Consider the following 23,172-nt stretch of genomic DNA (forward strand, 5'->3'; position numbering starts at 1 on the left):
ATCAAAGCACTTTGGCTTCATGTTGTAGTTTATCCAACAATACTGCCACTGACTCAACTTTAATCCCGCCACTGCGGGTAGCTGGCGCACTGACTTTTAAAATTTCAATATGTTGCTTCAGCGCAAGACCTAAAGAATCCAGCTCTATCACGTCTAATGGCTTACGTTTTGCTTTCATGATATTGGGCAAACTGGCATATCTAGGTTCGTTCAAACGAAGGTCGGTGCTGACCACCGCCGGCAATTCAATATTGATAGTTTCCAACCCACCATCAATTTCTCGTGTAACCTCTATGTGTGCACCGTTTGCATTGAATTGAGATGCGTAGGTAGCCTGAGGCCAATTGAGCAAGGCAGCCAACATTTGAGGTGTTTGATTATTATCACCATCAATAGTTTGTTTGCCCATTAAAATTAGATCTGGTTTTTCTTCTTCAGCTATTTTTTGCAGAATTTTTGCAATATTAAGGCTTTCCAACGTTTTTTCAGTGCGCACTAAAATCGCTTTATCAGCACCTAAAGCCAGGGCATGACGTAGCGTTTCTTGAAAGCTGTCGTCCCCGATGCTTACAGCAACAACTTCTGTTGCCCAGTTTTTTTCACGAAGCCGTAATGCTTCTTCTATGGCGATTTCATCAAAAGGATTCATTGCCATTTTTATATTTTGCGTTTCGACTCCTGAATTATCCGATTTGACACGAATTTTGACATAAGGGTCTATCACACGCTTCACTGCCACGAGTATTTTCATGGTTCCTCACTGGAATATCAAAACATCCCGCATCTTGCCAGAGATACGGGTGTGAATTCAAGGGGTTAATTTTATTTCGAATAACCAAAGACAAGTATCTCATTGAAAATAAAGAAAAAATCTTGTTCTCAATTTGCTTTATATTGATTCCAACAACTCGAATCAATAAGAAATTTGTTGTATAAAATCAACTACATGCCTTATTTTAAGGCACGCACCACGATCAATTTACTTTGGAGAATAGGCTATTAGCTGCATGGAAGACGGTTCAGATGTCTGCAATAAACTAATAACATGTTCCGCACGATTAATGGCTATTTCGGTATTTCCATTATAAACGTCAGTATCGCTTTTAATTTTTTCCAACTCAGCCTTAGCCTCAATTAACTTTTGTTCCACGGGAACAAGGCTGGAATCTAACACCCTCATGCGAAATAAAAATTTTTCTACAGCAATATTTTTATATTTGCCCAAGCGCCAACTTAAAAATAGTTGTTGCGAATTTAAGCCGAGATAAGACTCCAATGGTGCAGAAATAAATTTCAATTCAGGGGTCTTAAATTGCATCCCTTCATTTAAGTTGGTGCTTGCTATAACTAAATCTCGGCACAAAGTTTCAGCTGTCTCAAAATCGTATTCTGGATAGACCGATGGGGCAGACAATAACGGAGTAAAAATAGAAGCACCAATTTGCAAACTTACATCCAGACATTGGCGCGAAGCCCAGAACGTCATTTCAAGTAAACGAACAATTAAAGTAGTAGTAGCAGTTGCAGTAATGGTGCTGATTTCTTGTAACGTTTTCCCTATACGTCTTAACTCAGCTGACTCATTCCGTTCCAGATATTGACCACCTTTCAGAACGATAAAATATAAAGCGTAGATGGCGAATAATTCCTCAGCGAATATAAATGTTCCGTAAGTGGCAAAAATCATTGGGAGCGATTTAATTAAGACGCGCAGGCCCATAGGTTTTATCTTGCCTGACTCATCGAAAAAACCACTTGATTGGTCCAGTAAATCTCCCAAACTCTCATAAAGGCTTTTCGCAGTATAGGTGCCAGCCTGTTCCTTTAAATTAGCCAGCCACTTTTTACAATCTTCGTTTGTTTTGATATCAGCAAATTTAAGATTATCCTTGAATTTTTCGGGGTAGATAAATTTTTCATAACATAGATTTAAGGCCTTAAAACATGCCCCATCATTTTTTCCCTGAGACAGATTGCCCTCTATCCATCGAACAGCATGGCACCAATTTGGCATTCTGTCAGGATGAACTTTAACACTTATCAAATGATATTTTTTTTTAATTTGTTCTTTTTCAGGACCACCAGACAAAAGCAGTTGGTTGAGCACTTTGGCATGGTCTACATCCAATCGTAATAATGCCTGATGATCCAATTGAGAAACATAGCAGTTTTTTTCTTTATCAAATGTCGCGTAAAAATCCGCTAATTTTGTTAATTCCATTTCGATAGTCATAATTACTCCCTTAATCATGCTAGTTTAGCCCGCTTTATCTCATTTTTTTAGATAATTCTTCCTCTTAAGAAATTCAGTAAAGAAACCAACAACCAGAATGGTTAGATATGCCCCTGTCATTACATCACTTAGATAATGATGATATAAAACTATCCGGGATAGAATTACCAAAACAGCAAACCCCAAAAATGCATAAAAATATTTGGGGAATAATACGCCTAAACCACAAGCTAAACCGGTGATAGTGACAGAATGACCTGAAGGAAAAGACCAATATAAATCCTTGGTCTGAAACCAGTAAAAACCGAATAAATTACTTGAAAATAATAAATCAGGGCGTGCTCGACTGAGACATACTTTTATAATAAAACTGATTACATTAGGAATGAAGATGCAACCAAACAAATACAGAACTTTGGCTTCGAAAATTTCATGTTTCTGTAAATATCGAAAATAAAAAAAGAGAAAAAGAAAGATCAATACATAAATTTTCCATTTCCCCAATGCCGTAAACACAGTCAAAGCAGGGATAGTTCCTCTGATATCATGTTGATGAAAGTAAGTAGCAACCGGTATATCGACAAAAAAATAAGCTAAAACAACAAGAATAATATAACTGGCAATCATCCAGGGTTTTTTCAGCAAATTAAAGGTTGTTTCAAATTGAGTCATTTATTAAATCCTATATATAAATCAAACGCCATAATAATGCATCATATAAGAGGTATCTGTTTTAGCCAAGACTAAAGTAATAATTAGCCTGGTTTTGAATCGATATAAATGCTGTTTTCATGATTCAATAAAATATAATTAAGACGAGCAGAAGGAATGGCGCTAACTTAAGAGCAACCCACCGTATATTTATCTGGTTACGCCTTGTTAATGACCTAGGGTATTAGTTAGAATCACAAGCAACGATTCATACATTAAAGTCATTCATGCAAGAATTTACCTTAATCCAGCAAATATGTATTTGGGCTCTGCCTGTTTTATTAGCAATCACTCTTCATGAAGCAGCTCATGCCTATGTTGCCTTTAAATGCGGTGATAATACCGCCAAAATGTTTGGTCGTTTAAGTTTAAATCCAATCAGACATATAGACCCTATTGGTACAGTGCTCCTCCCTATACTGGCAGGAGTCCTAACTCAGTTTAATTTTGTCATAGGCTACGCCAAACCGGTTCCAATAAATTGGGGGCAACTACGTAATCCGCAAAGAGACATGATACTGGTTGCTTTAGCTGGCCCCTTCTCTAACTTTTTAATGGCATTTCTATGGGCTGGATGCTTTAAAATTGCCACGCTTCTACACCCAGAAAGCTCTATGCCCGCCCTATTCCTCATGGTAACTGCCAGAGCCGGAATTATAATAAATCTGGTATTAGCATTCTTAAACCTGATACCACTTCCCCCTCTTGATGGAAGTAGAGTGGTCAGCAGTTTATTACCGGCAAAGCAAGCAATCGCCTATTCCAAAATTGAACCGTATGGATTTCTCATTCTGGTCATTTTAATTTTTACCAATGTGCTGGGGTATGTATTACTTCCTTTAATCAATGGCGGTTTATACATTCTGAGTAAAATATATAGTTTATGAATATACTTGCTGATAGCTCTCTTCCTGGATTGGAGGCAGCCTTTCCAAAACCATTTATTCTAACCCAATATAGTAATCCTGATGAGCTGTCCTTGTTACTGCCTCGTCAAGATATTCTATTGTGTCGAGCAGCTCTTAAAGTAAATCACGCTTTATTAACCAATCATCATTTAAAACTCGTAGCCACTGCAAGTAGTGGCACCGATCATTTGGATCATGCATTTTTAAAAAGCCAAAACATACAAATAATTGATGCTAAAGGATGCAACGCAATTTCAGTCGCCGACTATGTTGTCGCTACTTTGGCTTATCTGGAGCAACACCATTTAATTAAAGGAAAAAAAGCAGGGATTATTGGGATGGGCCAAGTTGGAACCAAAGTGTTTAGTCGTCTTGATGCATTGGCTTTTCACATTAAAACCTTTGATCCCCTGAAAGCCGAGAAAGAGACTCTCTTTCAAAGTTGCGAATTAAATGATTTATCTGATTGCGATGTACTTTGTATTCATGCTGAATTACATGATACCGCACCTCATCCAAGCAGAGATTTAATCAATCAGGATTTTCTTAATCAATTAAAACCTGGATGCATTATAATCAATGCCTCTCGTGGCGGCATTGTCAATGAAGAAGCAATAATCCACACTCCTCAATCACTGATTTACTGTACAGATGTTTATCTCAATGAGCCCAATATTAATAAACACATTATTGAAAAAGCTACGTTATGTACTCCTCATATTGCTGGTCACAGTCTGGAGGCTAAATATAATGCTGTAGCTATGGTAAGCAGGGAAATCCACCGGTTGATGTCGCTTCCAGAACCTGAATTCGCTAAACCTGAATTTTCAATTAAAACTACATTGATTGAAAATAAATCATGGCAGGAATTAATCCGTTCTATTTATGACCCAGCAACTGAAAGCAACTTGTTAAAAGAGGCAGATAATTTGGAGTTAGCTTTTTTAAATCGGCGTAAAAATCATCAGTTTCGTCATGACTTTTCTATTTATTCAAATGTGTTGAATGATGCTAGTTCTCATAGAAATAGTAAAATTTTAGGACATGAGTAAACGACCAAAATCTTTTATGATGAGCATACTACTCAAAATTCCTGCATTGTTCTAAGTGCTGAGGCAGCGCTATATATCATCCCTGTATTCACAGAGATATCCACAGAAAATGTGGATAAGTAATTGCTCTTTATTAAAGAAGAAACGAGAGATAAAGCAGATGCTGCGTGGATTAAGAAAGAAAAAAAGTTTTAATTTTAGAGGAATAGTCAAGAATTCTAGAAAAAATATCCACAAGTAATTAAGAACAAATTTGGATACTTGCTGGCGTATGGTAACAACAAAATAATTAAAAAAACAGTCTTGACTGGCATGATTTTTGATAAACATTTAAATTAATATATTTTCGCCACGATAAAGCTAATAGGCGAGCAATAACCAGTCAAGACAGTGTACTCTTAATGCATCATAAATATTACACTTTAGTCAAGCGCCTCACTACCTCCTGATCAGAAAATGCTAATTTTTCACTACCAATCTGCTGGTATGCTTCATGCCCTTTTCCAGCAATAAGAATTATATCGTTCTGGTCGGCACTACTTAATGCATGAGCAATTGCTTCTTCACGATTTATAAGCTTGGTAACAGAGACCGTATCAGGAATTCCATAAGCTATCTCATCCACTATAACACGGGGATCCTCACTCCTGGGATTATCGCTTGTTATAACGATATTATCAGCATACAGACTGGCTGCTTTCCCCATTACAGGGCGTTTGGTTTTATCTCTGTCGCCGCCACAACCAAAAATCACCCACAGCCGACCTTTTTTTAACTGATTTAAGGTAGTTAACACATTTTCTAAAGCATCAGGAGTATGAGCATAATCCACAAGGACATAAGGTGAGCTGGATACAATTTCCATACGACCAGGAGCGGCCTTGAGTTCTGCCATGACCTGAACTACCCTATCAGCCGGATAGCCATTTGCCATTAAACTACTGAACACTGCAAGGCTATTATAAATATTAAATTGCCCAAGTGCCTTGATTTTCAAATGGTGTATTCCCCACGGAGAATGCACTTCAATGACAGTTCCGGTTAAATCAGTATGCCATTTTACTGCTTTCACATCACATCCCTCACGCATACCATAGGTAATTTTTTTTACATGAGGTTTAATTACATTGCTGATTAATTCTTGGTAGGGATCGTCTTGATTGATTATAGCCCACTCCAATTCCTCTCGTGCAAAAAGCATGGCTTTCGCTTCACCATAAGCTTGCATGGTATGGTGATAATCCAAATGATCCAAGGTTAGATTGGTAAACAGTGCCTGATTAAATTCGATACCATCAACACGATGCTGGTACAAGGCATGTGATGAGACCTCCATGCACACCTGTTTTATACCTTCATCGCGATATTGTGCTAATAAACGTTGTAAACACAGAGCATCGGGTGTTGTATTATCCAAAGGTTTTAGCCGATTTACATCGCCTTGCCCTATGGTTCCGATATAAGCAGATGCTTGGCCAAGTAAATCATGTGCTTGAGCTAACTGATAGGCGATAGTCGTTTTGCCATTAGTTCCAGTTATGCCCGATACAGTTAATGATTTGGTGGGCTCCTGATAAAATCGTTGAGCTATTTGAGCTAATTGTTCAGCTAATTGTGGAATCGGGATACAGGGTACAGATTCAGGTAATGTAAAACCAACAGGCAAGTTATCCGGCTCATAAGCTATTGCTACGGCCCCCGAATTAATGGCCTTTTCGATATATAGACGGCCATCTGACGCTGCTCCAGGATAAGCAATAAATAAATCACCAACTTGAACCTGGCGGCTGTCGTTCTTAATATCATTAAGCTCACAACACTTTACGTCCTGTTTCATCCACGGCTTTAATAATTGAGTGAGTTCCACTGGTATTAACCTCGTTCAAGTTAAATGTCTTAGTCTATTCTCTTTATAAACTACCCCACTGGGTCATCAGCAGGTATATTAAATAAGCGCAAGGAGCCTGCCATCACCTTAGAGAAGAGAGGTGCCGCAACTGCTGCTGCGTAATAACCTTTGCGAGTAGGTTCATGAACAATGACCACTACAATAAACTTAGGTTTGGATACAGGCGCTATACCTATGAAACTGGCAATATATTTTCTATCTTTATATCCATTTTTACCAGCTATGCGAGCAGTTCCTGTTTTTCCCGCAACACGATAACCTGGTACTCGAGCACTTTTTCCAGTACCATCCTTTCCTAGTACGGCTTCCATCATTGCCAAGACCTGCTCCGCAGTCTTGGATTGTATTACCTGAACGCCGGGCGTGGGTGTATCGTTATGAATAATAGTGACTGGTATCAGCTTCCCGCCATTAGCAAAAATTAAGCTGGCTTTAGCCAACTGCAAAGCAGTAGCAGACATTCCATAACCAAAGGCTAACGTAGCCAGGACAAACGGTTTAGCATCTTTAGCTTTGACTATAGAGCCGTCGCTCTCTCCAGGATAAGTACTTTCAGTTTTTTGTCCAAAGCCGCTTCGTTGCAATAGGCCAATAAGCTGTTCGGGGGGACTAGCCAATACCATTTTGGTCACTCCCACGTTACTGGAGTGTTGCAATACACCAGTTACATCCAATACACCGTAATTATGCACGTCTCGTACGGTACGACCCTGTACACTCATCCAGCTGGGATTAGTATCAATAATTGTATTAGGCGTAAATAAACCGGTTTCTAGCGCACTGGCAATACTGAACGGCTTAATCACTGAACCAGGTTCAAAGGTATCGGTTAATGCTCTGTTCCTATAGGAGTCTTTATCATATCGTCCTCGTGAGTTTGGATTATAGGACGGCACATTGGCCATTGCCAGGATTTCACCATTTTCAGCATCAAGAACAACCACTGAACCCGATTTAGCTGCAAACTCCTCTACTGTTTTGGTTAATTCACTATAAGCAAGATACTGCAGTCGTCTGTCGATACTTAATGACAGTTCATGTCCTGGGCGCGGCTCTTTTAAAACCCCGAGTTCCTCTATTACACGACCTAATCTGTCTTTAATTACTCGTTTTTTACCCACTACCCCCATCAACCAATCTTGATAGGCCAACTCAATTCCTTCCAGTCCTTGATCGTCTACGTTAGTGAAACCTATCAACTGAGAAATGCTGTCAGAATCGGGATAAAAACGTTTGAATTCTTTCTGAAAATTTACTCCCGGAATTTTTAATGCTTTGATTTTTTTAGAAAGTGGAGGAGGCAACTGTCTTTTTAAATAAAGAAATTCACGATTTTGAGCATCAACAACTTTCCTGCTCAATTGTTTTGGGGTTAAATTGAGGTATTTAGCGAACTGCATGAATTGTTCTTCATCAGGAGAAAACTCCTTAGGATTAACCCATACAGATTCAACAGGAGTACTAATTGCCAGGGGGGTACCGTTACGGTCAGTTATCATTCCCCGGTATGCAGGAATATCTACAACTCTCAAACTTCGAGCATTACCCTGACCTTGTAAAAATTGTCGATGCAAAACAGTCAAATCTACCATTCGCCAGATTAAAACAAGTAATATCAAGGAAAAAAAAACAGCTACAGTGACGAGACGAGCAAAATGATGTGTTTTTTTCATGGATGACTACTCAAAATTGTGGACCTGGGCACAAAGTTATCCCATATGTGCTGATTATTGTTGAGTAGGGAGTGTACATGAAGTCTTAAATTTTTTCGAGGCGATTCTAGTCGAAATATTAAACTCATGTATTGACCGTGCTCATTCTTCACAATGAAGAACTGTCTTCATTGTGCATGAAGTAAATAGGTATTTTTAGAATCAGGGAAGGTCATACCCAATTGTTCTGTAGCTAACTCCTGAACTCGAGCCGGAGTCGCCAGACTGGATTGCTCCAACAATAACTGCCCCCACTGCAGCTGGAAAAAATGAGTTTGCTGCTCTTCCTGTTCAACCTGGCTTAGTGTAGATCTATAGGAGTTCGTACTATAGATTACAGTAAAACCGCTCACTAATACGGCAGCTAACAAGATTATCAACATATAAATTGATTTAGACATATGCATATCTGCCAAATGACCATTGAATAAATTACTTTGATTTATTACTCTAGCTGCAGCATTCATGCTAATTTCTCCCCTATCCTAAGCACTGCACTTCGTGATCTGACATTGTCTTTTACTTCATTTTCTTGCGGCATAATCGCTTTACCTACACGTTTAAATCCTGTCTTCATTTCTTCATATCTAATTGGTACTTCCGGTGGTGGTCTTTGTCCTTGTTCTTTATCTCTCATAAATTGTTTAACTATCCGGTCTTCAAGGGAATGAAAACTAATCACAGCCAATCGCCCGCCTGGCGCCAAAACGTCAAGACACTGTTCCAAACAACTCGTTAAATCGGTCAATTCCTGATTCACATGAATTCGGATGGCCTGAAAAACACGAGTGGCAGGATGTTTGTGTTTTTCCCACTTAGGATTAGCCTCTTTAACTATTTCTGCAAGTTGCAAAGTTGTCGTAATTGGATTCTCTTTTCGGGCCTCCACAATTGCTTTAGCTATTCTTCCAGCAAAACGCTCTTCACCATACAATCTGAATATCGAAGCCATTTCATCCACCTCAGCTTCGTTAACAAATTTGGCAGCACTCACAGCTTGCGTCAGATCCATTCGCATGTCCAATGGGCCTTGCTGCATAAAACTAAAGCCTCGCTCAGGATTATCAAGCTGAGGAGAAGACACGCCCAAATCCAGCAAAATTCCGTCTACAGCTCCAAGAACACCTGCTTCAGATGCAAAATCCTTGATTTGAGCAAAAGAACCATGAAATATCCCAAATCGTTTATCAAGGCCAAAATGATCTTTGGCGTATTGAATTGCATCAGGATCCTTATCAATGGCAAATAGTTTTCCGCTGTCATTTAAATGATTTAATAGTTCCTGACTGTGTCCACCACGACCAAAAGTCCCATCAAAATAGGTTCCCCCGGCTTTGATGACCAAACCATTGATTGATTCATGTAGTAATACTGATTGATGCGTTGCCATTTAAGTTTCCATTACAGAGAAAACGTTTTCATTTCATCAGGTAATCCATCAGTTCCAGATGCCTCATCTGCTAACCATTGTTCGCGCTTGGATTCCCAAAGTTCTTTATTCCATACTTCAAATTTATTACCCTGCCCTATCATCACTACATCTTTTTCCAGCTTGGCATAATTTCTTAAAACTGTTGGTAAAAGAACTCTGCCATTTGTATCTACCTCTACATCACTGGCATGACCGATTAATAATCGCTGAATTCGACGTGCAGCCGCATTAAAACTAGGTAGTTTTTGCAAATTATCTTCGATTACCTGCCATTGAGCAGCGGTATAGAGAAGTAAACATGTTTCTTCGGTATCAATAGTCACCACCAAAGGAATTTTTTCCTCTGCACCTAATGCACTTCGGTAGCGGGTTGGGATAGCCAATCGCCCTTTAGTGTCTATGGTGATGCTATTTATTCCACGAAACATAGTATTTCCCAAGTGGTGGATTACATCCCCTCCACAATTCTCCACTTTTTTATTATTTTAACCCACTTTTATACACTATAGAAACACATTTCTTCACCAGTCAAGCTGAAATCCCACTTTTTTGTTAAAATAATTGAAATTTATGAGGCAAGAAGAGAGTGGTGCTCGAAAAAAGAACTGAAAAACAATAAAACATGCATATAATTGATTAGCTAGCCTATGTTTATTTATGCGAATCAGTTGAGATTTAATGCCCAAATCTAGAAAAAGCATCTTGTAATGCAAACTTGATGAATTAGTAGCTCCGGGCCGTAAGCCTAGAGTGTAACGTTTGAATGAAGGCAGTATTTTTCCTCTCTCAGTCCTTACCGCCATTAAGTTAAGAATTTGGCCATCATCCTGAGGAGCTAGCGACGAGGGATGACGTACTGTTCTTAACTTAATGGCAGTGCTCCCTGCCCTCTCCCACGTTCATGGAACACTTCAAAGGTTCATATCACGGGAGAAAGAGTAATAGTGCTAAATTTCAATATCGGTTTCTTAAAGCAGCCTATTAGATCATGATCCCGACTTACATGTAGTGTGATTAAGACGGGTACTAATAGCGGGGATAAGTATTTTAGTGCACAACGGTCTGGTCATACCCACATCATTTTATTTCACGAATTACGATGCATTCATCAAAGCAGCTAATCGTATGCCTTGAAGCACGAGATCTGGAACCAGATGATCATATAAATCCTGCTTATCAAATAATGAAGCAAAACCTCCGGTAGCTAAAACCAATGCCTTATCACCAGAAAATGCTTCCTGGTTTATTCTCTGGATTAATTCCCGGCAAGCCCCCAGAACACCGTAGTATACTCCAGACTGAATGCTCTCAATAGTTGATCGTCCAACAACCTGTTCTGTCTTGATGATTTCAACAGAAGGTAATTTAGCAGTATTTTTGGATAATGCATCTACAGACAAGCGCACCCCAGGCAAAATCGCTCCTCCCAGATATCCCTTTTGTGCCGTTATGACACAAAAGGTAGTTGCGGTACCAAAATCAATCACTATTATATTTTGATTCGGGTAAATGTGGGTTGCAGAGATTGCATTGGCAATTCTGTCAGCCCCAACCTCCACAGGATTGCGATATTTGATGTTTAATCCTGTTTTAACTCCAGCCTGCAAGAAAAAAGGCTCAGAGGAAAAATACTTTACACAAGCTGCTCGCAAAGAATAATCTAATTGAGGAACCACAGAACAAATAGCAATGTGTTTGATTCCTTCTGGAGAACAATTATTTTCTCTTAAAACACTTTTCAAAAAAATACCTAATTCATCCGAAGTGCTGACTTTGGACGTGTGACGAAACCGCAACTTGATTTCATCCCCTTCAAAAACCCCACCATATATATGAGAATTCCCAACATCGATACACAATATCATTATATAGTTCTACTCTCGATTTAAAAAACACGATAGTATGTTGCAGTACGATTATTATCAAGCCCTCTGAGTGCCATGCAGTAATAATCACCGATTCTGAATTGCAACATTGGAAATTAAATAGCATCATATCCTGTATACTTGTTCGATATTGCTCACGACTGTTTCAAGTAATGAAATTTAGGTACATTCATGTATATTAAAGTAAGAACCAAGTTTTTATTCAATTTCATTATAGCCTTTGCATGGTTTATCTTCTGTTTCTATTTATCTATCCCCTGGATAAATGATTTGGCACATCTTGTTGGCCTCCTGCCTTCCTTAATTATTATTCTGTCTATAGCCTTAATTCCTGGTTTTATGTACATGTTTTTATTGTTCAGTTATTTAACTGATTCTCGTAAAAATAAATCTAATAATAATCAATATCCTCCAGTTACAGTCTTAATCGCTGCCTACAACGAACAAGATTCTATTGAGTTCACTTTAAATTCAATAAAAAAACAGGAGTATCCTGCTCTAATTAAAGTTGTGCTTATAGATGATGGCTCTGACGATAAAACAGTTGAAAATGCAAAAAAACTAAAATTAAACAATCTACATATTTTGCAAGCCGGACATAAAGGAAAGGCTGCAGCATTAAACTTGGCACTAAAGCATGTAACCACTGAGTACATCATCACCATCGATGCAGATACTTATTTGCAATCTGCAGCCATAAAACAACTCATGATGAAACTTTTAACTGGCCCCAAAGGTACAATTGCATGTGCAGGATCTGTTTATGTTAAAAACTCCAGAGCCACGTTGATGACACGCATTCAGGAATGGGATTATTTTCATGCAATTGCCGTTATCAAACGCTCTCAAAGTTTATACCAAGGTACTTTAGTTGCTCAGGGGTGCTTTTCAGTTTATACCAAAGAATCATTAGAGGAAGTAAACGGTTGGCCAGAAGTAGTAGGTGAAGATATAGTGCTTACATGGGCGTTATTAAATAAAGGCTACCGAATTGATTTTGCGGAACACGCAATATCATTTACCAATGTTCCGGAAACATACAAACAATTTTTCTTTCAAAGAAGTCGCTGGGCAAGAGGTTTATTAGAAGCCTTTCGTCAATATCCAGACATACTGTTGCGCCCCCGCCTCTCGACATTCTATGTATATTGGAATTTATTTTTTATCTTATTTGATAATGTATTTTTTTTCATTTTTATACCAGGTTTAATTGCGGCATTCTTCGGCTATTTTTATATAGCAGGTCCCATGACACTTGCAGTCTTGCCTCTTGGAATATTGAGTAATTTAATTTTTTATATTGGACAGAGTGATTTATTTAAACGAAACAAATTTAAAGTCAGAAAAAATATATTGGGATTTATACTTTATGTCCTGTTTTATCAAATAATGATGAATCCGGCTGTGATCTATGGTTATACCTCGGAGTTTCTGCGACGAAAAAAAACTTGGGGCACTAAAAAATAATAGGAATATTTTGACGTTCTTGTCGAATATCAATCCAAAAATATGGAGATTGAATTGTTTATCCGGAAGCTGCTTATTATTGCACTGACAAATTATATAATGAACTTCTCTTATGCAGATACTGCAGGAAATACCTATTGGCAAGAGTATTCAAAGGCTAAGAAGTTGTATAATCAAAACAAATTTTCAGAAGCATTGATTGTATTAGAGCAGCTGGAGCAACAACAAAAGAATTATAATGTTGAGCTGACTTTAGGCGATACATACACTGCTCTCGGTTACATACAAAAGGGATTAAATAGCCATACATCGGCTCTGGAACATGGAAAACAAGCCAATAATATTGTTATTCAACGTGTCGCGTTGTTTAAAATTGGTAAACTGCAAACACTACAAAAAGAATATGAAGCAGCAGCGGAAACCTATACTGTTTTATTGTCCATGAAATTGGATAAAGAAGATTATGCTGTTGCAAACTCTGGATTTAAAACCGCTCAGGAGCAAATAAATATCCTGGCAACCAACTTAATTAAAACAGGCAATCAGCTTGCCGAAAAGGAAGAGCCAACCAAGGCACTCAGTAATTTTCAAGAAGCTTACAGGAAGGCTTTACTTACTCATAATGACGATATGCAACGAATTGCTTTGTTTAAAATTGCCCGTACCCAACTCTGGTTGTTAAATTATAACGACGCAATAAAATCATATAAACATCTGTTGTCTACGCCACTGGATAAAGAAGATTCAAATCTGGCAAATGCAGGCTTAAAAGAAGCTTATGAGCTCAAAAAGGAAGCTCTAATTAAAGAAGCACGTGAATTAATTAATAAAAACCAAGGGCGAGAAGCCTATACATTAATTGAGCCCTATTTAGCCTCACAAAACCTTTTCGAACTGTTTATAATTGCAGCTCAAAGCATGGCAATTTTAGATAATCCCAATCAATCGTTTATTTATTTCCACAAGGCTTACTCCACCAGTAACAATTTAAGTGAACGTTCTATTGCCCTCTTAGGCATGATAAAAATGCAACTGTCATTAAATAATAGAAAAAATGCAGAACATTATTTGTTTCTTTTAGACAGAATGACCTCTGCTCATAAGATTCCCGGCGTAGAGCAAAAGAAGCAAGAATTTATAGAACAATTAAACCAATTAAAGATAGGTACTCAAATAGAACAAGCCCAAAAATATCTTGAATCAAATAATGGAAAACAAGTATACGATTCAATCAAGTGGTATCTGGAAGCAGAGAAAAGCCCACTGTTGTATCTTCTGGCAGCAGAAAGCATGGCCATGATAAACCAGCCTCAATTTGCCTTTAACTATTACCAAGAAGCTTTTAATAGCACCAATAAACCCAAATATAAAATTATTGCATTATTTGGGATGGGCAAAATGCAATTTTGGATGGCTCGTTATGTCAGGGCCAAAAATATCTACAAAGAATTATTGCATTACAATTTATCAAAAAAACAACGTGAACTTGCATTAGCAGGGATGGTTAAGAGTCTTTCCTATTATGACCGGCCTCGATTAGCTTATAGCAAGATTCCTCCCGAATTAGTTTTTACAACACCAGAAATGGTCATTGCTGCATCGCAAGCAAGCTCATGGGCTGATTGGTCCGACATAACAAAAAATATACTGACTCAATACAGTGAAACGCTTGAGCAAGTCAATTTACAATCAGGCTTAGGCAGAGATTTAAAAGACCTGGTATGGCAAACGAATTTAGCTACCTGGCCCAACATAATTACCCCATCTTATTATACATCAATGGATTCTGAGACATTTTCCAAAAGCAAAACGGTAATTGATTACAGGCATTATTGGAATCAACAAAGTCAAACTGTTTTAGGGCCTGAGTACATAAAATATAGCCAGGATTACTTTAGAGCAATGGATGCAAAAGGATTTTACATTGGCCAAATTATAAGACCGGGCCGCTACCTTATTTTAGATGGTAAGGTGGAACCGATGGAGTATAAAAACCGTACTATTGGGCAACGTGATAATTGGTCTCCTATCTTGTGGAACGTTGCAGGCTCTCTAACGCCAAACGACTATATAAAATTTAAATTACTAGGACAAAAAGAAGTTCTGGAAACATTCCCTGCATTTAATCACCGAATTACTAATACCTTATATGGAACAAATCTCACGATTAGTCCACTTCCATACGTGTCTCTTGATGGCTCTTATTCTCACATGGACATTAGTGATAAAAATGAAAGAAATGGCTATTATTTCGCCCCATCCCTGCTTATTAATCCAGATTTAGGATTAACTACCATGGCAATAGTGAGAGGATTTTCCAATAAGTTCAGATCGCGTGATTATTTCAGCCCTGCTCAATATCAAGAAAAAAAGGTATTAGTAAAACTAGGAAGGAAGTTGGGTCCAACCTGGCATTATTATTTAGATGGCGGTTTTGGACGACAATATATTAAAGATCTTTCGGATTCAGAAACAAATTCCAGTCCGACTTATCAATGGGGGATGGGAATAAACGGTCCTCTGTCCAAAGTGCTCTTTTTTACTATTTATTATGTAAACACCCATCAGGCATCAGCGTTTATTGATTCACCAGGCTATGCAATGCAGTATGGAGGGATTAGTGTTAATTTATTGACTTGATTTTTAAATAATACCTGTATGCAGGCATTGTTTTAGTATTGGTGAATGAACTGACAACCAAGTATCACGCCTTATGGGTGTGTCATAGCTAAATCACAAGAGAAAAAAAGCCCTGCAATATACAGGGCTAGAGTGGAGAAGCATTAATTCTTAACTCACATCTATTAGTATGGTTTAACTATTACAGAAGTTCCAACATCCATGAAATTTTGATTCAACCATTTTGCAGCGCTTGGTAGAACCCTGATACAACCATGACTGGCATTATAATTAGGTACTTCATATGCAGCATGGATCGAGTAGCCACCACTAAAGTGCATACAGTAAGGCATTTTCGCACCACCCCCTGTTTCAATAGGATAGATGCTGGAAGTACATTCCTCGCCTTTTTTAGAATAAACTTTGAAATTACCGGTGACCGTACGGCAAGGTCTGCCTACATCCTCACAGAAATCTTTCCCACCCGATGCACTTCCTGTTTTTACCCTATTCCCCTGAGCGTCATAAGCTGCCCAGGCAGTCGCTTTAGGATCAAACACAAAAACCTTCTTCCCAGTCGGCTCTCTTTTTTCCGGGAAATAATTTGCTCCCTTATGATCCGATTCCATACTCATGGTGTAATGAGTATAACCCGCATCATCGACAACAGCAGTAGATCTGTCCATTGATGCACAAGAAGCCGCCAAAGCACAAACAGGAACTAACAGTAGTTGTTTTTTCACTTGATATCTCCCTCTTTTTTTTACTGTATCGGGAGATCTCAAAATAGGTTTAGCTTTTTTTATAAATTTTTTTACTGTCTGTATTTTTTGTGCTCTTCAAGTTCTTTTAAAAGGCTTTTTTGTGCCTCTTTTGGAATCATGCTGACCACAGCGAGGGCGATCTGTCTATCTGAGCACTCAAAGCATCCGCCTCTTGGAGGCATTGCATTAAAACCTTCGTCTGTGTGTAAAAAAAGCACATCAAAACCTTGTTGCAGTCTCAATTTCCAATCCACTTGTTCTCCAATTCGTGGAGCACCTAAAGAAATTAATGGTTTTTGCGCATGGCAATTGGCACAATAATGCTTATAAATTTGTTCGCCTTCATCTTTGGCGCCAATAATCGATTTTAAAAACTCCTGCGGGTGATGGCTATTTGCATATACTGGTGCAAAAAACTCGAATAATATCAGCAGGCAGACTCCCAAGCAGTTTCTCATTTTATACTCCTGATAATTGGCCTGATTATTGCTTTTAATTCATTGCTTATATAAAGTGTGTCAATAATAACAAAAAGGATTAATGTTGTGAAAAAGAGCATACTAAGTGTTTTGATATTTTTTGCAAGCATCAGTTCGTATGCAGAACCTGCACAATCACTTGATCTATTGAAAAATAAAATTGAATCTTACGTCTTAAATGAACTCTCAACGCATACCCAAGGAAGAGTACAGGTTCAAGCTGACAAACTAGACCCACGTTTAAACCTCAGAGCCTGTGCAGAAGAGAAACTCGAGCTGTTCAATCCCTACCAAACACCAATGCTAAGTACCAATACAATGGGCATAAAGTGTATGGAGGAGAATAATCATTGGACGTTATATGTTCCAGTCCGAATTAATGTATTAAAAACAGTATTAGTTGCAAAACGGGCGTTAATTAAAGGGAAACGCATCACCAGTGATGACATTTATCCAATAGAAATGGATACTCAAAGGTTAAAACAGGGATATTTTACCGATAGCCGTGAATTAATTGGCCTTGTTTGTAAGCATGATATTTCCCCTGACAACCCATTAAACCCTTATAACATTGAGCTGGCAAAAATGGTTCATAGAGGAGAACAGGTAACCATAGTTGCTAGCGATGAAGGCTTATCAGTGAGTATGGGTGGCATTGCAATGAGTGAAGGAGCACTTGGCGAATCAGTCAGAGTAAAAAATCTTTCGTCAAAACGTGTTATTGAAGCCGAGGTTTCTGGAAATAAAACAGTAAAAGTAACTTTATAAGTAGTTATTTGGGATGTAACACGTTATTTTATTAATATTGACCAAATATTACTCAAAATAAACTAAAGAAATTGCTAAAGGAGCCGATAACTATGTTAAACGTGATTGAGGATTACTGTATGGTTAACCAAATTAATGATTCGGCCAATATGAAGCATATTGACTCAGACAATCGCTTAAAAGCGAAACAACAAGAATCAAAACATTCATCAATCGAAAATACAGTATCTGTTGACAATGTTAATTTGAGCGACACTTCAAAGCAATTAGAAGCATTGAAAGCCTCTTTAAAGGATATTCCAGAAATAAATGAGGCTCGCGTACTGTATTTTAAAGCTGAAATAAACTCTGGAAGCTATCAGATTAACAGCAACAAAATTGCGATGAATATGTTTCAAAATGTAGAAATGGCTTAACTTTCAGGAAGATTTTTAATGAATAACAATAATAATGCAAAAACATTGATAGACCATTTAGAACAAGAAATTAACTGGATAGAACATCTTAATGTTCTTTTGTCTGAAGAAAGAACCGTCCTGGAAACACGACAATTTGATCAATTGGATGTTCTGGCAGAGAAGAAACAAAATTTATCGGTACAACTGGAAGCAAGTGCCAAACAGCGCATGGCTCTTATCAATGGTTCCAACGTAGACCTTGCCCCTGGCATAGCATTACAGGAATTTCTGAAAGATTGTCCGGCAAATGACACCCAGCAAATAAATATACTTAACAATAAACTGGCCGAACAGCTCAGCATATGTCGCGATTTAAACACCATTAATGGCCAAGTAATAGCCAATAATATCCATACCCGTCAACAAATTGTCAACACCTTATCTGGAAACAAGACTGAATCAATGAGTGTTTATACTTCTAACGGCGATCTTAAATCATCAACAGATACTAATCATCATCAGAAAGCATAGAATCAGTATGACTATCAGTACTCTCCTGCTGGGCTTAGCAAGCTCAGCAAAGCAAATGCCGAAGTTAAATTGAAAAGACCTTATCTGCCCAACAACCTATAAGAACAGAGTCTGAAATAAAAATCACTAAATAATCCAACTCTGTCATTATTTTAAGTGATTGGAAGACGTAATTACATGTTTCCCTCTAACAAAGCTCATCAATAACTCAAAAGATGATCTCGTTATTACAAGTACCTTATTTTCCATCAAGAACCAATAAGGTGGTTTTCAGCAACAAACAATTACTCAATATAAACGCAATATATATAATTATAAGCGACCAACTATTAAGGAAATGAAGAAATGCCAGGTTCGTATTTACAAACGTTGTTACAAAAGCAAATAGGTGCGGGAACATTTCCAGCAAATCGTGAAGACTGGTATGTTAAAAATGGCTTCGGTAATTCAGAGATGTCTCTGGAAGAGAGATTTGCTGTTTTTTGAACAAGCTCAGCGTCAACCTGAAGGAAAATACTATGATGCGTTTCAGGGCATCAATCTTAAGCGTCATCAAATAGATGTGACTCTTGCGAACAAATCGCGATGCAGCACAGAGGTTGTAGCCTTCCATAATAATTCTGTAAACACTCCATCTAATATTAGTACTAGTACATCCCACACAGCCAATGAACAAGGAAAACATGTTGTCTATTTTACAGGCATATGTACCTTATATCAGGATTGTTTAGACGATCTTGCAAAAGCTGTACATACAACAGGAGCAAGCTATTACGCTTTTGAATATCCCGGTATGTCTCGATTAGGAGGCGAAGTTTTAGAAGTGAATGATTTGGTGAACACTGGTCTGGCACTCACCAATCATTTACTGCACCAAGGAATCCCTATCGACAACATCATTTTTCAAGGGGATTCTTTTGGAGCGGTTGTTGAGAAAAAGATAAGTGATGAATTTAAGAAACAAAGCGGTGTAGAAATTCGTTGTATTTTAAATAACACCTTTTCTTCTTTTCAAGAAGCAGTACAAGGCCTTATGAACCAAAGCCCCTGGACAGCATCATTAAAACCTGTAGTTTCTCCCCTGCTGCGCTATACGGGTTGGAATATTCGTACAGGAGACAGCTATAATCAAGTAACACCGTATCAGGTTCATGTGAATCATAGAGGTGATGGTTTGCTTGATCCTGGTAACGCAACATTGGCAGCTTTGGTAGAGCGCAATCGCGAGCAACCTAACTTTATAGATATTTGCCCTCAGGGATTTCGTACTCACAGAGATGCTTATAGTACTCTGCATTGGGCAGAAATAAGCCCCGAAGGAGAAGAGTATCTGGCAGCAAAATACGGAAGAAATGATGAAGGAGAAGTTAATACTCATCTAGCTGATTTGTATTATATGCAGTATAACAATGGGCAAGGTGTATATGAGACACTGGTATCTCCCTATATTCAAGCCAGTAATCAATATGTAGCTAACCACCCGCAAGAACTATCTCTTGATAACCTGCCACAACCTCTGGAATCAGAACAAGTATCTTTAAGTAGTTTGGTTTATTCCGTATTACCGCACGTACCAAGCATACCTCGTTTTCTGAGTTTCTTTAACCGAACTCCTGCCGTAGCTGTAGCTATTGATGTTGTTGAGCAGGAACTAGAGAAGGACGATTCTCAACCTAAAATCTAGTTTCGAAATGCCCAGACAATAATCCGTGCAATCTCAGATTGAGTGATAATAATTTATTTCCTCTTGAGGTTGCCGGAATTTATTACCTCATTTATTTCAAATTAAGTCCCCTGTCCTCAATTAATAACCGCTCTGTAGTAGAAAAAATAGTTCGGTAAATATCATTCTGATTAAAAAATGAATTTCGTGTGCCAGCCCAAAATAAATAAACGCCATCATATTTTGACTTGAATTTATACAGACCTTCAAGCAAATCAGATCTTTTTGTTAAAGGACATTGCATCAATTCGAGCATATTCACAATTTTCTCAACATCGTCAGTTTTTTGTTCTGTTAAGCGATTTAGAAGGATATCATATTGAGACAAAGCTTTTTTATACTCCTCTCTACTCAGAATAGTTAGTTCTTGAAAACTCCTTCTATGAAGAAGAAAAAAAGTGAATATAAACGGAAATATTGCGGTGACGAGCGGAACCATATAATTGAGAAGAAGAAGCTGTTGCTTCATTTCTCTTATTTCTGCTAAAGGTGAATTGGGGCCTGGAATGTATGTCTCTCCTCGTTGTTTAAGCTGGTTGATTTTATGCTCAACCATGGCAGTTAATTCTGCACCTTTTAGTACATAACCAATGGTCCATGTAGCAAATGGTGAAGCATAGATAGATAAGGTGCTCATTATACCAAGACCCCATTCAATTTGTGTCAACTGTTTTGCAGAGGGCATGTTTTCGAGAATATTAATACAGTCTCTAAGCTGAGGATACATCAGTTGGGAGTAATCGCTCTTAATGTTAAACATCGTTCTGCTATTAAACAGGCATCCATCAATAGTGTATTTATGGGGATCAAAAGTAGGTTCCGGGTCTTTAGTTTGGTGTACTAAAAGGTCAATCATCACATCCGTTGAATTGTTTCGATTTCAAAATCAATAAGTTCATCACTTGAAGTGTCTTCGGTTGCTAATAATCCATTCTGTTCACCATCATTAGCATGATTAGGTAACCAGCTTTGTAAATAGTCTAGTGTTTAGGCAAACATGTTTGCTCACATAAAAGTTAAAAACGTCAAATGAAGTACAACCAAGAAAGTAACTGAACAGGCAATAGCCTCACTCTCCCTCTCTCTAACTCTCTCCCCAAGGGAGAGAGGACAAATCCATGTTTCTTAAGTTGACGCCATTGACTGAACGGATGGATTTGAGTACAGGTTGTGAAATCTCGTCAGGGAAAAAAGCGGAGTGTACATTAAGTACATGAGCATTTTTTTCCCTGACGAGATCTCGCAAGATGCACCAAAGACACCCGTTCAGCGCATGCGCAGGGCACCGTCCAGGCGAATAACCTCCCCATTAATCATCCCATTCTCAATGACCTGCCCGACTAAAGCAGCAAACTCTTCTGGTCTGCCTAGACGTTTAGGGAAAGTAACTGAGGCGGCAAGATTGTCTTGTACTTCTTGAGGCATATTCAGCAACATGGGGGTTGCTATCAGACCAGGGGCGATGGTATTTACTCTTATCGCGAACTGAGCTAATTCCCGAGCTGCTGGCAAGGTCATCGCGACTACTCCCCCTTTTGAAGCGCTGTAGGCTGCCTGGCCAATTTGCCCTTCATATGCAGCAATGGAAGCAGTATTAATTATTACCCCGCGTTCTTGAGATTTACTTTCCAGCTCAAGAGTGCTCATTGCATGAGCGGCGACACGCATGACATTAAAAGTGCCGATAAGATTAACTTCAATTACTTGTTTAAATGCGGATAAGGGCATGGCTCCTTCTTTACCAACGATTCTTTTGGCTGGAGCAATTCCTGCACAATTGATGCATACTCTGGGTACGCCTAATTGCTCGACTGTCTGTTTCATTGCATTTTCGACCGATTCGTCACTGGTTACGTCGCAGGAAATATATAAATCTACATTTTGTTCGCTTTGCTCCTGTTTATCCCAGATAACCACTTTCATTCCGCGCTGCTGGAGATATTCAGCACATGCTTTACCCATACCTGATGCGCCACCGGTTACCAATGCAATTTGATTATCAAAATTCACTATTATGCTCCGTTCAATTTGTTTGTAAAAATTCTTTACTTAAGGCTTTAAACTCAGGAGTACCTGCTACCCTTATCCATTCAAAAAACACCATTTCTGCTGTTATTAAATGAATACCTTCCTGCTTCATGCGCTTTAAAGCATATTTCAAATCCTGCTCATTTCTACTGCTTACAGCATCCACTACGATAAAAACTTCATATCCTGCACTTTTCATTTCCATTGCTGTCTGTAAAACGCAGACATGGGCTTCTATGCCAATTAGTATCAACTGATTTTTTTTCAATTGATTTAAGCGTTGGGAATACTCTGGTTGCTGCATGCAGGAAAAATGAACTTTTTCGATACACTCTTCTGTTGAAAAATACGGATGGAGTGATTCAGCAGTGGGGCCAAGACCTTTTGGGTATTGTTCACTAGCCAAAACAGGTACTCCTAACCTATTGGCAAGCTTCAATAACCATTCACAGCGAGAAATAAAGTCGTCATGGTTTAAAACAAATGGAACCAATTTTGTTTGTACGTCAACCAATAATAAGAGGGAATCTTCTTTATTAAGTAACATCCTTT

The 23,172-nt window shown here is 38.3% G+C and carries 23 protein-coding genes; 9 read left to right on the forward strand and 14 right to left on the reverse strand.

Translation table 11 applies throughout. The features are described from left to right. Position 1: 1 nt before the first annotated feature. The 3 genes from Q0495_RS03110 to Q0495_RS03120 form a co-directional block, all read right to left on the reverse strand. A complete protein-coding gene (locus tag Q0495_RS03110) occupies positions 2-751 on the reverse strand; it encodes an electron transfer flavoprotein subunit beta/FixA family protein (RefSeq protein ID WP_298622905.1) in 750 nt (249 codons plus the stop codon). A gap of 228 nt (positions 752-979) precedes the next feature. Then, entirely contained in the window at positions 980-2,233 is a 1,254-nt protein-coding gene (locus Q0495_RS03115; RefSeq protein WP_298622907.1) for a J domain-containing protein, read from the reverse strand. 39 nt (positions 2,234-2,272) lie between these two features. Then, complete coding sequence (locus Q0495_RS03120) at positions 2,273-2,905, reverse strand: phosphatase PAP2 family protein (protein ID WP_298622908.1); 633 nt, start codon at positions 2,903-2,905, stop codon at positions 2,273-2,275. Positions 2,906-3,171: 266 nt separating this feature from the next. Here Q0495_RS03120 and Q0495_RS03125 point away from each other — a divergent pair, with 266 nt between their 5' ends. Together Q0495_RS03125 and Q0495_RS03130 are read left to right on the forward strand one after the other, a co-directional pair. After that, the gene (locus tag Q0495_RS03125; RefSeq protein WP_298622909.1) at positions 3,172-3,831 is read left to right on the forward strand and encodes a site-2 protease family protein; all 660 of its coding nucleotides are present in this window, start codon (positions 3,172-3,174) and stop codon (positions 3,829-3,831) included. Then, positions 3,828-4,904: a 4-phosphoerythronate dehydrogenase gene (locus Q0495_RS03130; protein ID WP_298622910.1), complete on the forward strand. Its 1,077-nt coding sequence runs from the start codon at positions 3,828-3,830 to the stop codon at positions 4,902-4,904. Before Q0495_RS03125 ends, Q0495_RS03130 begins: the two co-directional genes overlap by 4 nt. A 415-nt stretch (positions 4,905-5,319) precedes the next feature. Here Q0495_RS03130 and Q0495_RS03135 read toward each other — a convergent pair whose 3' ends face one another. The 6 genes from Q0495_RS03135 to Q0495_RS03160 all read right to left on the reverse strand — a co-directional run bounded on the left by Q0495_RS03135 (position 5,320) and on the right by Q0495_RS03160 (position 11,822). Continuing rightward, positions 5,320-6,771: a UDP-N-acetylmuramoyl-L-alanyl-D-glutamate--2,6-diaminopimelate ligase gene (locus Q0495_RS03135; protein ID WP_298622912.1), complete on the reverse strand. Its 1,452-nt coding sequence runs from the start codon at positions 6,769-6,771 to the stop codon at positions 5,320-5,322. Between the two features lie 50 nt (positions 6,772-6,821). After that, entirely contained in the window at positions 6,822-8,486 is a 1,665-nt protein-coding gene (locus Q0495_RS03140) for a penicillin-binding protein 2 (protein ID WP_298622914.1), read from the reverse strand. 167 nt (positions 8,487-8,653) lie between these two features. Continuing rightward, complete coding sequence (gene ftsL, locus Q0495_RS03145; protein ID WP_298622916.1) at positions 8,654-8,992, reverse strand: cell division protein FtsL; 339 nt, start codon at positions 8,990-8,992, stop codon at positions 8,654-8,656. After that, on the reverse strand, positions 8,989-9,915 hold the full coding sequence (gene rsmH, locus Q0495_RS03150; protein ID WP_298622918.1) for a 16S rRNA (cytosine(1402)-N(4))-methyltransferase RsmH: 927 nt from the start codon (positions 9,913-9,915) through the stop codon (positions 8,989-8,991). Before rsmH ends, ftsL begins: the two co-directional genes overlap by 4 nt. Before the next feature lie 11 nt (positions 9,916-9,926). After that, on the reverse strand, positions 9,927-10,385 hold the full coding sequence (gene mraZ, locus Q0495_RS03155; RefSeq protein WP_298622920.1) for a division/cell wall cluster transcriptional repressor MraZ: 459 nt from the start codon (positions 10,383-10,385) through the stop codon (positions 9,927-9,929). Between the two features lie 666 nt (positions 10,386-11,051). Beyond that, positions 11,052-11,822 (reverse strand): type III pantothenate kinase, encoded by a 771-nt coding sequence (locus Q0495_RS03160; protein WP_298622923.1) that lies wholly within the window; start codon positions 11,820-11,822, stop codon positions 11,052-11,054. Positions 11,823-12,014: 192 nt separating this feature from the next. Between Q0495_RS03160 and Q0495_RS03165 the strand changes: the two genes are divergently transcribed. Next, positions 12,015-13,310: a glycosyltransferase family 2 protein gene (locus Q0495_RS03165; RefSeq protein ID WP_298622925.1), complete on the forward strand. Its 1,296-nt coding sequence runs from the start codon at positions 12,015-12,017 to the stop codon at positions 13,308-13,310. 54 nt (positions 13,311-13,364) lie between these two features. Continuing rightward, a complete protein-coding gene (locus tag Q0495_RS03170) occupies positions 13,365-15,950 on the forward strand; it encodes a hypothetical protein (protein ID WP_298622928.1) in 2,586 nt (861 codons plus the stop codon). Between the two features lie 164 nt (positions 15,951-16,114). On the opposite strand, the gene Q0495_RS03175 is transcribed toward Q0495_RS03170, so the two are convergent. Together Q0495_RS03175 and Q0495_RS03180 are read right to left on the reverse strand one after the other, a co-directional pair. Then, positions 16,115-16,672 (reverse strand): L,D-transpeptidase, encoded by a 558-nt coding sequence (locus Q0495_RS03175; RefSeq protein WP_298622929.1) that lies wholly within the window; start codon positions 16,670-16,672, stop codon positions 16,115-16,117. Between the two features lie 71 nt (positions 16,673-16,743). After that, positions 16,744-17,151, reverse strand: coding sequence for a c-type cytochrome (locus Q0495_RS03180; RefSeq protein WP_298622931.1), 408 nt, complete (start codon positions 17,149-17,151; stop codon positions 16,744-16,746). Positions 17,152-17,238: 87 nt separating this feature from the next. Between Q0495_RS03180 and flgA the strand changes: the two genes are divergently transcribed. From flgA to sdbB, 5 genes are all read left to right on the forward strand, one after another. Beyond that, the gene (gene flgA / locus Q0495_RS03185) at positions 17,239-17,940 is read left to right on the forward strand and encodes a flagellar basal body P-ring formation chaperone FlgA (RefSeq protein WP_298622934.1); all 702 of its coding nucleotides are present in this window, start codon (positions 17,239-17,241) and stop codon (positions 17,938-17,940) included. A 92-nt stretch (positions 17,941-18,032) separates the two neighbouring features. Next, positions 18,033-18,356 carry a flagellar biosynthesis anti-sigma factor FlgM gene (gene flgM / locus Q0495_RS03190; protein WP_298622937.1) on the forward strand — a complete coding sequence of 108 codons (324 nt, stop codon included), beginning with the start codon at positions 18,033-18,035 and terminating at the stop codon, positions 18,354-18,356. 18 nt (positions 18,357-18,374) lie between these two features. After that, entirely contained in the window at positions 18,375-18,869 is a 495-nt protein-coding gene (locus Q0495_RS03195; RefSeq protein WP_298622940.1) for a flagella synthesis protein FlgN, read from the forward strand. A gap of 345 nt (positions 18,870-19,214) precedes the next feature. After that, on the forward strand, positions 19,215-19,355 hold the full coding sequence (locus Q0495_RS03200) for a hypothetical protein (RefSeq protein ID WP_298622942.1): 141 nt from the start codon (positions 19,215-19,217) through the stop codon (positions 19,353-19,355). Beyond that, positions 19,342-20,553, forward strand: a complete 1,212-nt coding sequence (gene sdbB / locus Q0495_RS03205; RefSeq protein ID WP_298622945.1) for a Dot/Icm T4SS effector alpha/beta hydrolase — start codon at positions 19,342-19,344, stop codon at positions 20,551-20,553. Before Q0495_RS03200 ends, sdbB begins: the two co-directional genes overlap by 14 nt. A 91-nt stretch (positions 20,554-20,644) precedes the next feature. Here sdbB and Q0495_RS03210 read toward each other — a convergent pair whose 3' ends face one another. The 3 genes from Q0495_RS03210 to Q0495_RS03220 all read right to left on the reverse strand — a co-directional run bounded on the left by Q0495_RS03210 (position 20,645) and on the right by Q0495_RS03220 (position 23,167). After that, the gene (locus tag Q0495_RS03210) at positions 20,645-21,448 is read right to left on the reverse strand and encodes a hypothetical protein (RefSeq protein WP_298622947.1); all 804 of its coding nucleotides are present in this window, start codon (positions 21,446-21,448) and stop codon (positions 20,645-20,647) included. A gap of 410 nt (positions 21,449-21,858) precedes the next feature. Beyond that, positions 21,859-22,602, reverse strand: a complete 744-nt coding sequence (locus Q0495_RS03215) for an SDR family NAD(P)-dependent oxidoreductase (protein WP_298622951.1) — start codon at positions 22,600-22,602, stop codon at positions 21,859-21,861. A 13-nt stretch (positions 22,603-22,615) separates the two neighbouring features. After that, the gene (locus Q0495_RS03220) at positions 22,616-23,167 is read right to left on the reverse strand and encodes a hydrolase (RefSeq protein ID WP_298622953.1); all 552 of its coding nucleotides are present in this window, start codon (positions 23,165-23,167) and stop codon (positions 22,616-22,618) included. Positions 23,168-23,172: the final 5 nt, after the last annotated feature.

This window comes from uncultured Legionella sp., from assembly GCF_937871865.1.
Classification (GTDB): Bacteria; Pseudomonadota; Gammaproteobacteria; order Legionellales; family Legionellaceae; genus Legionella.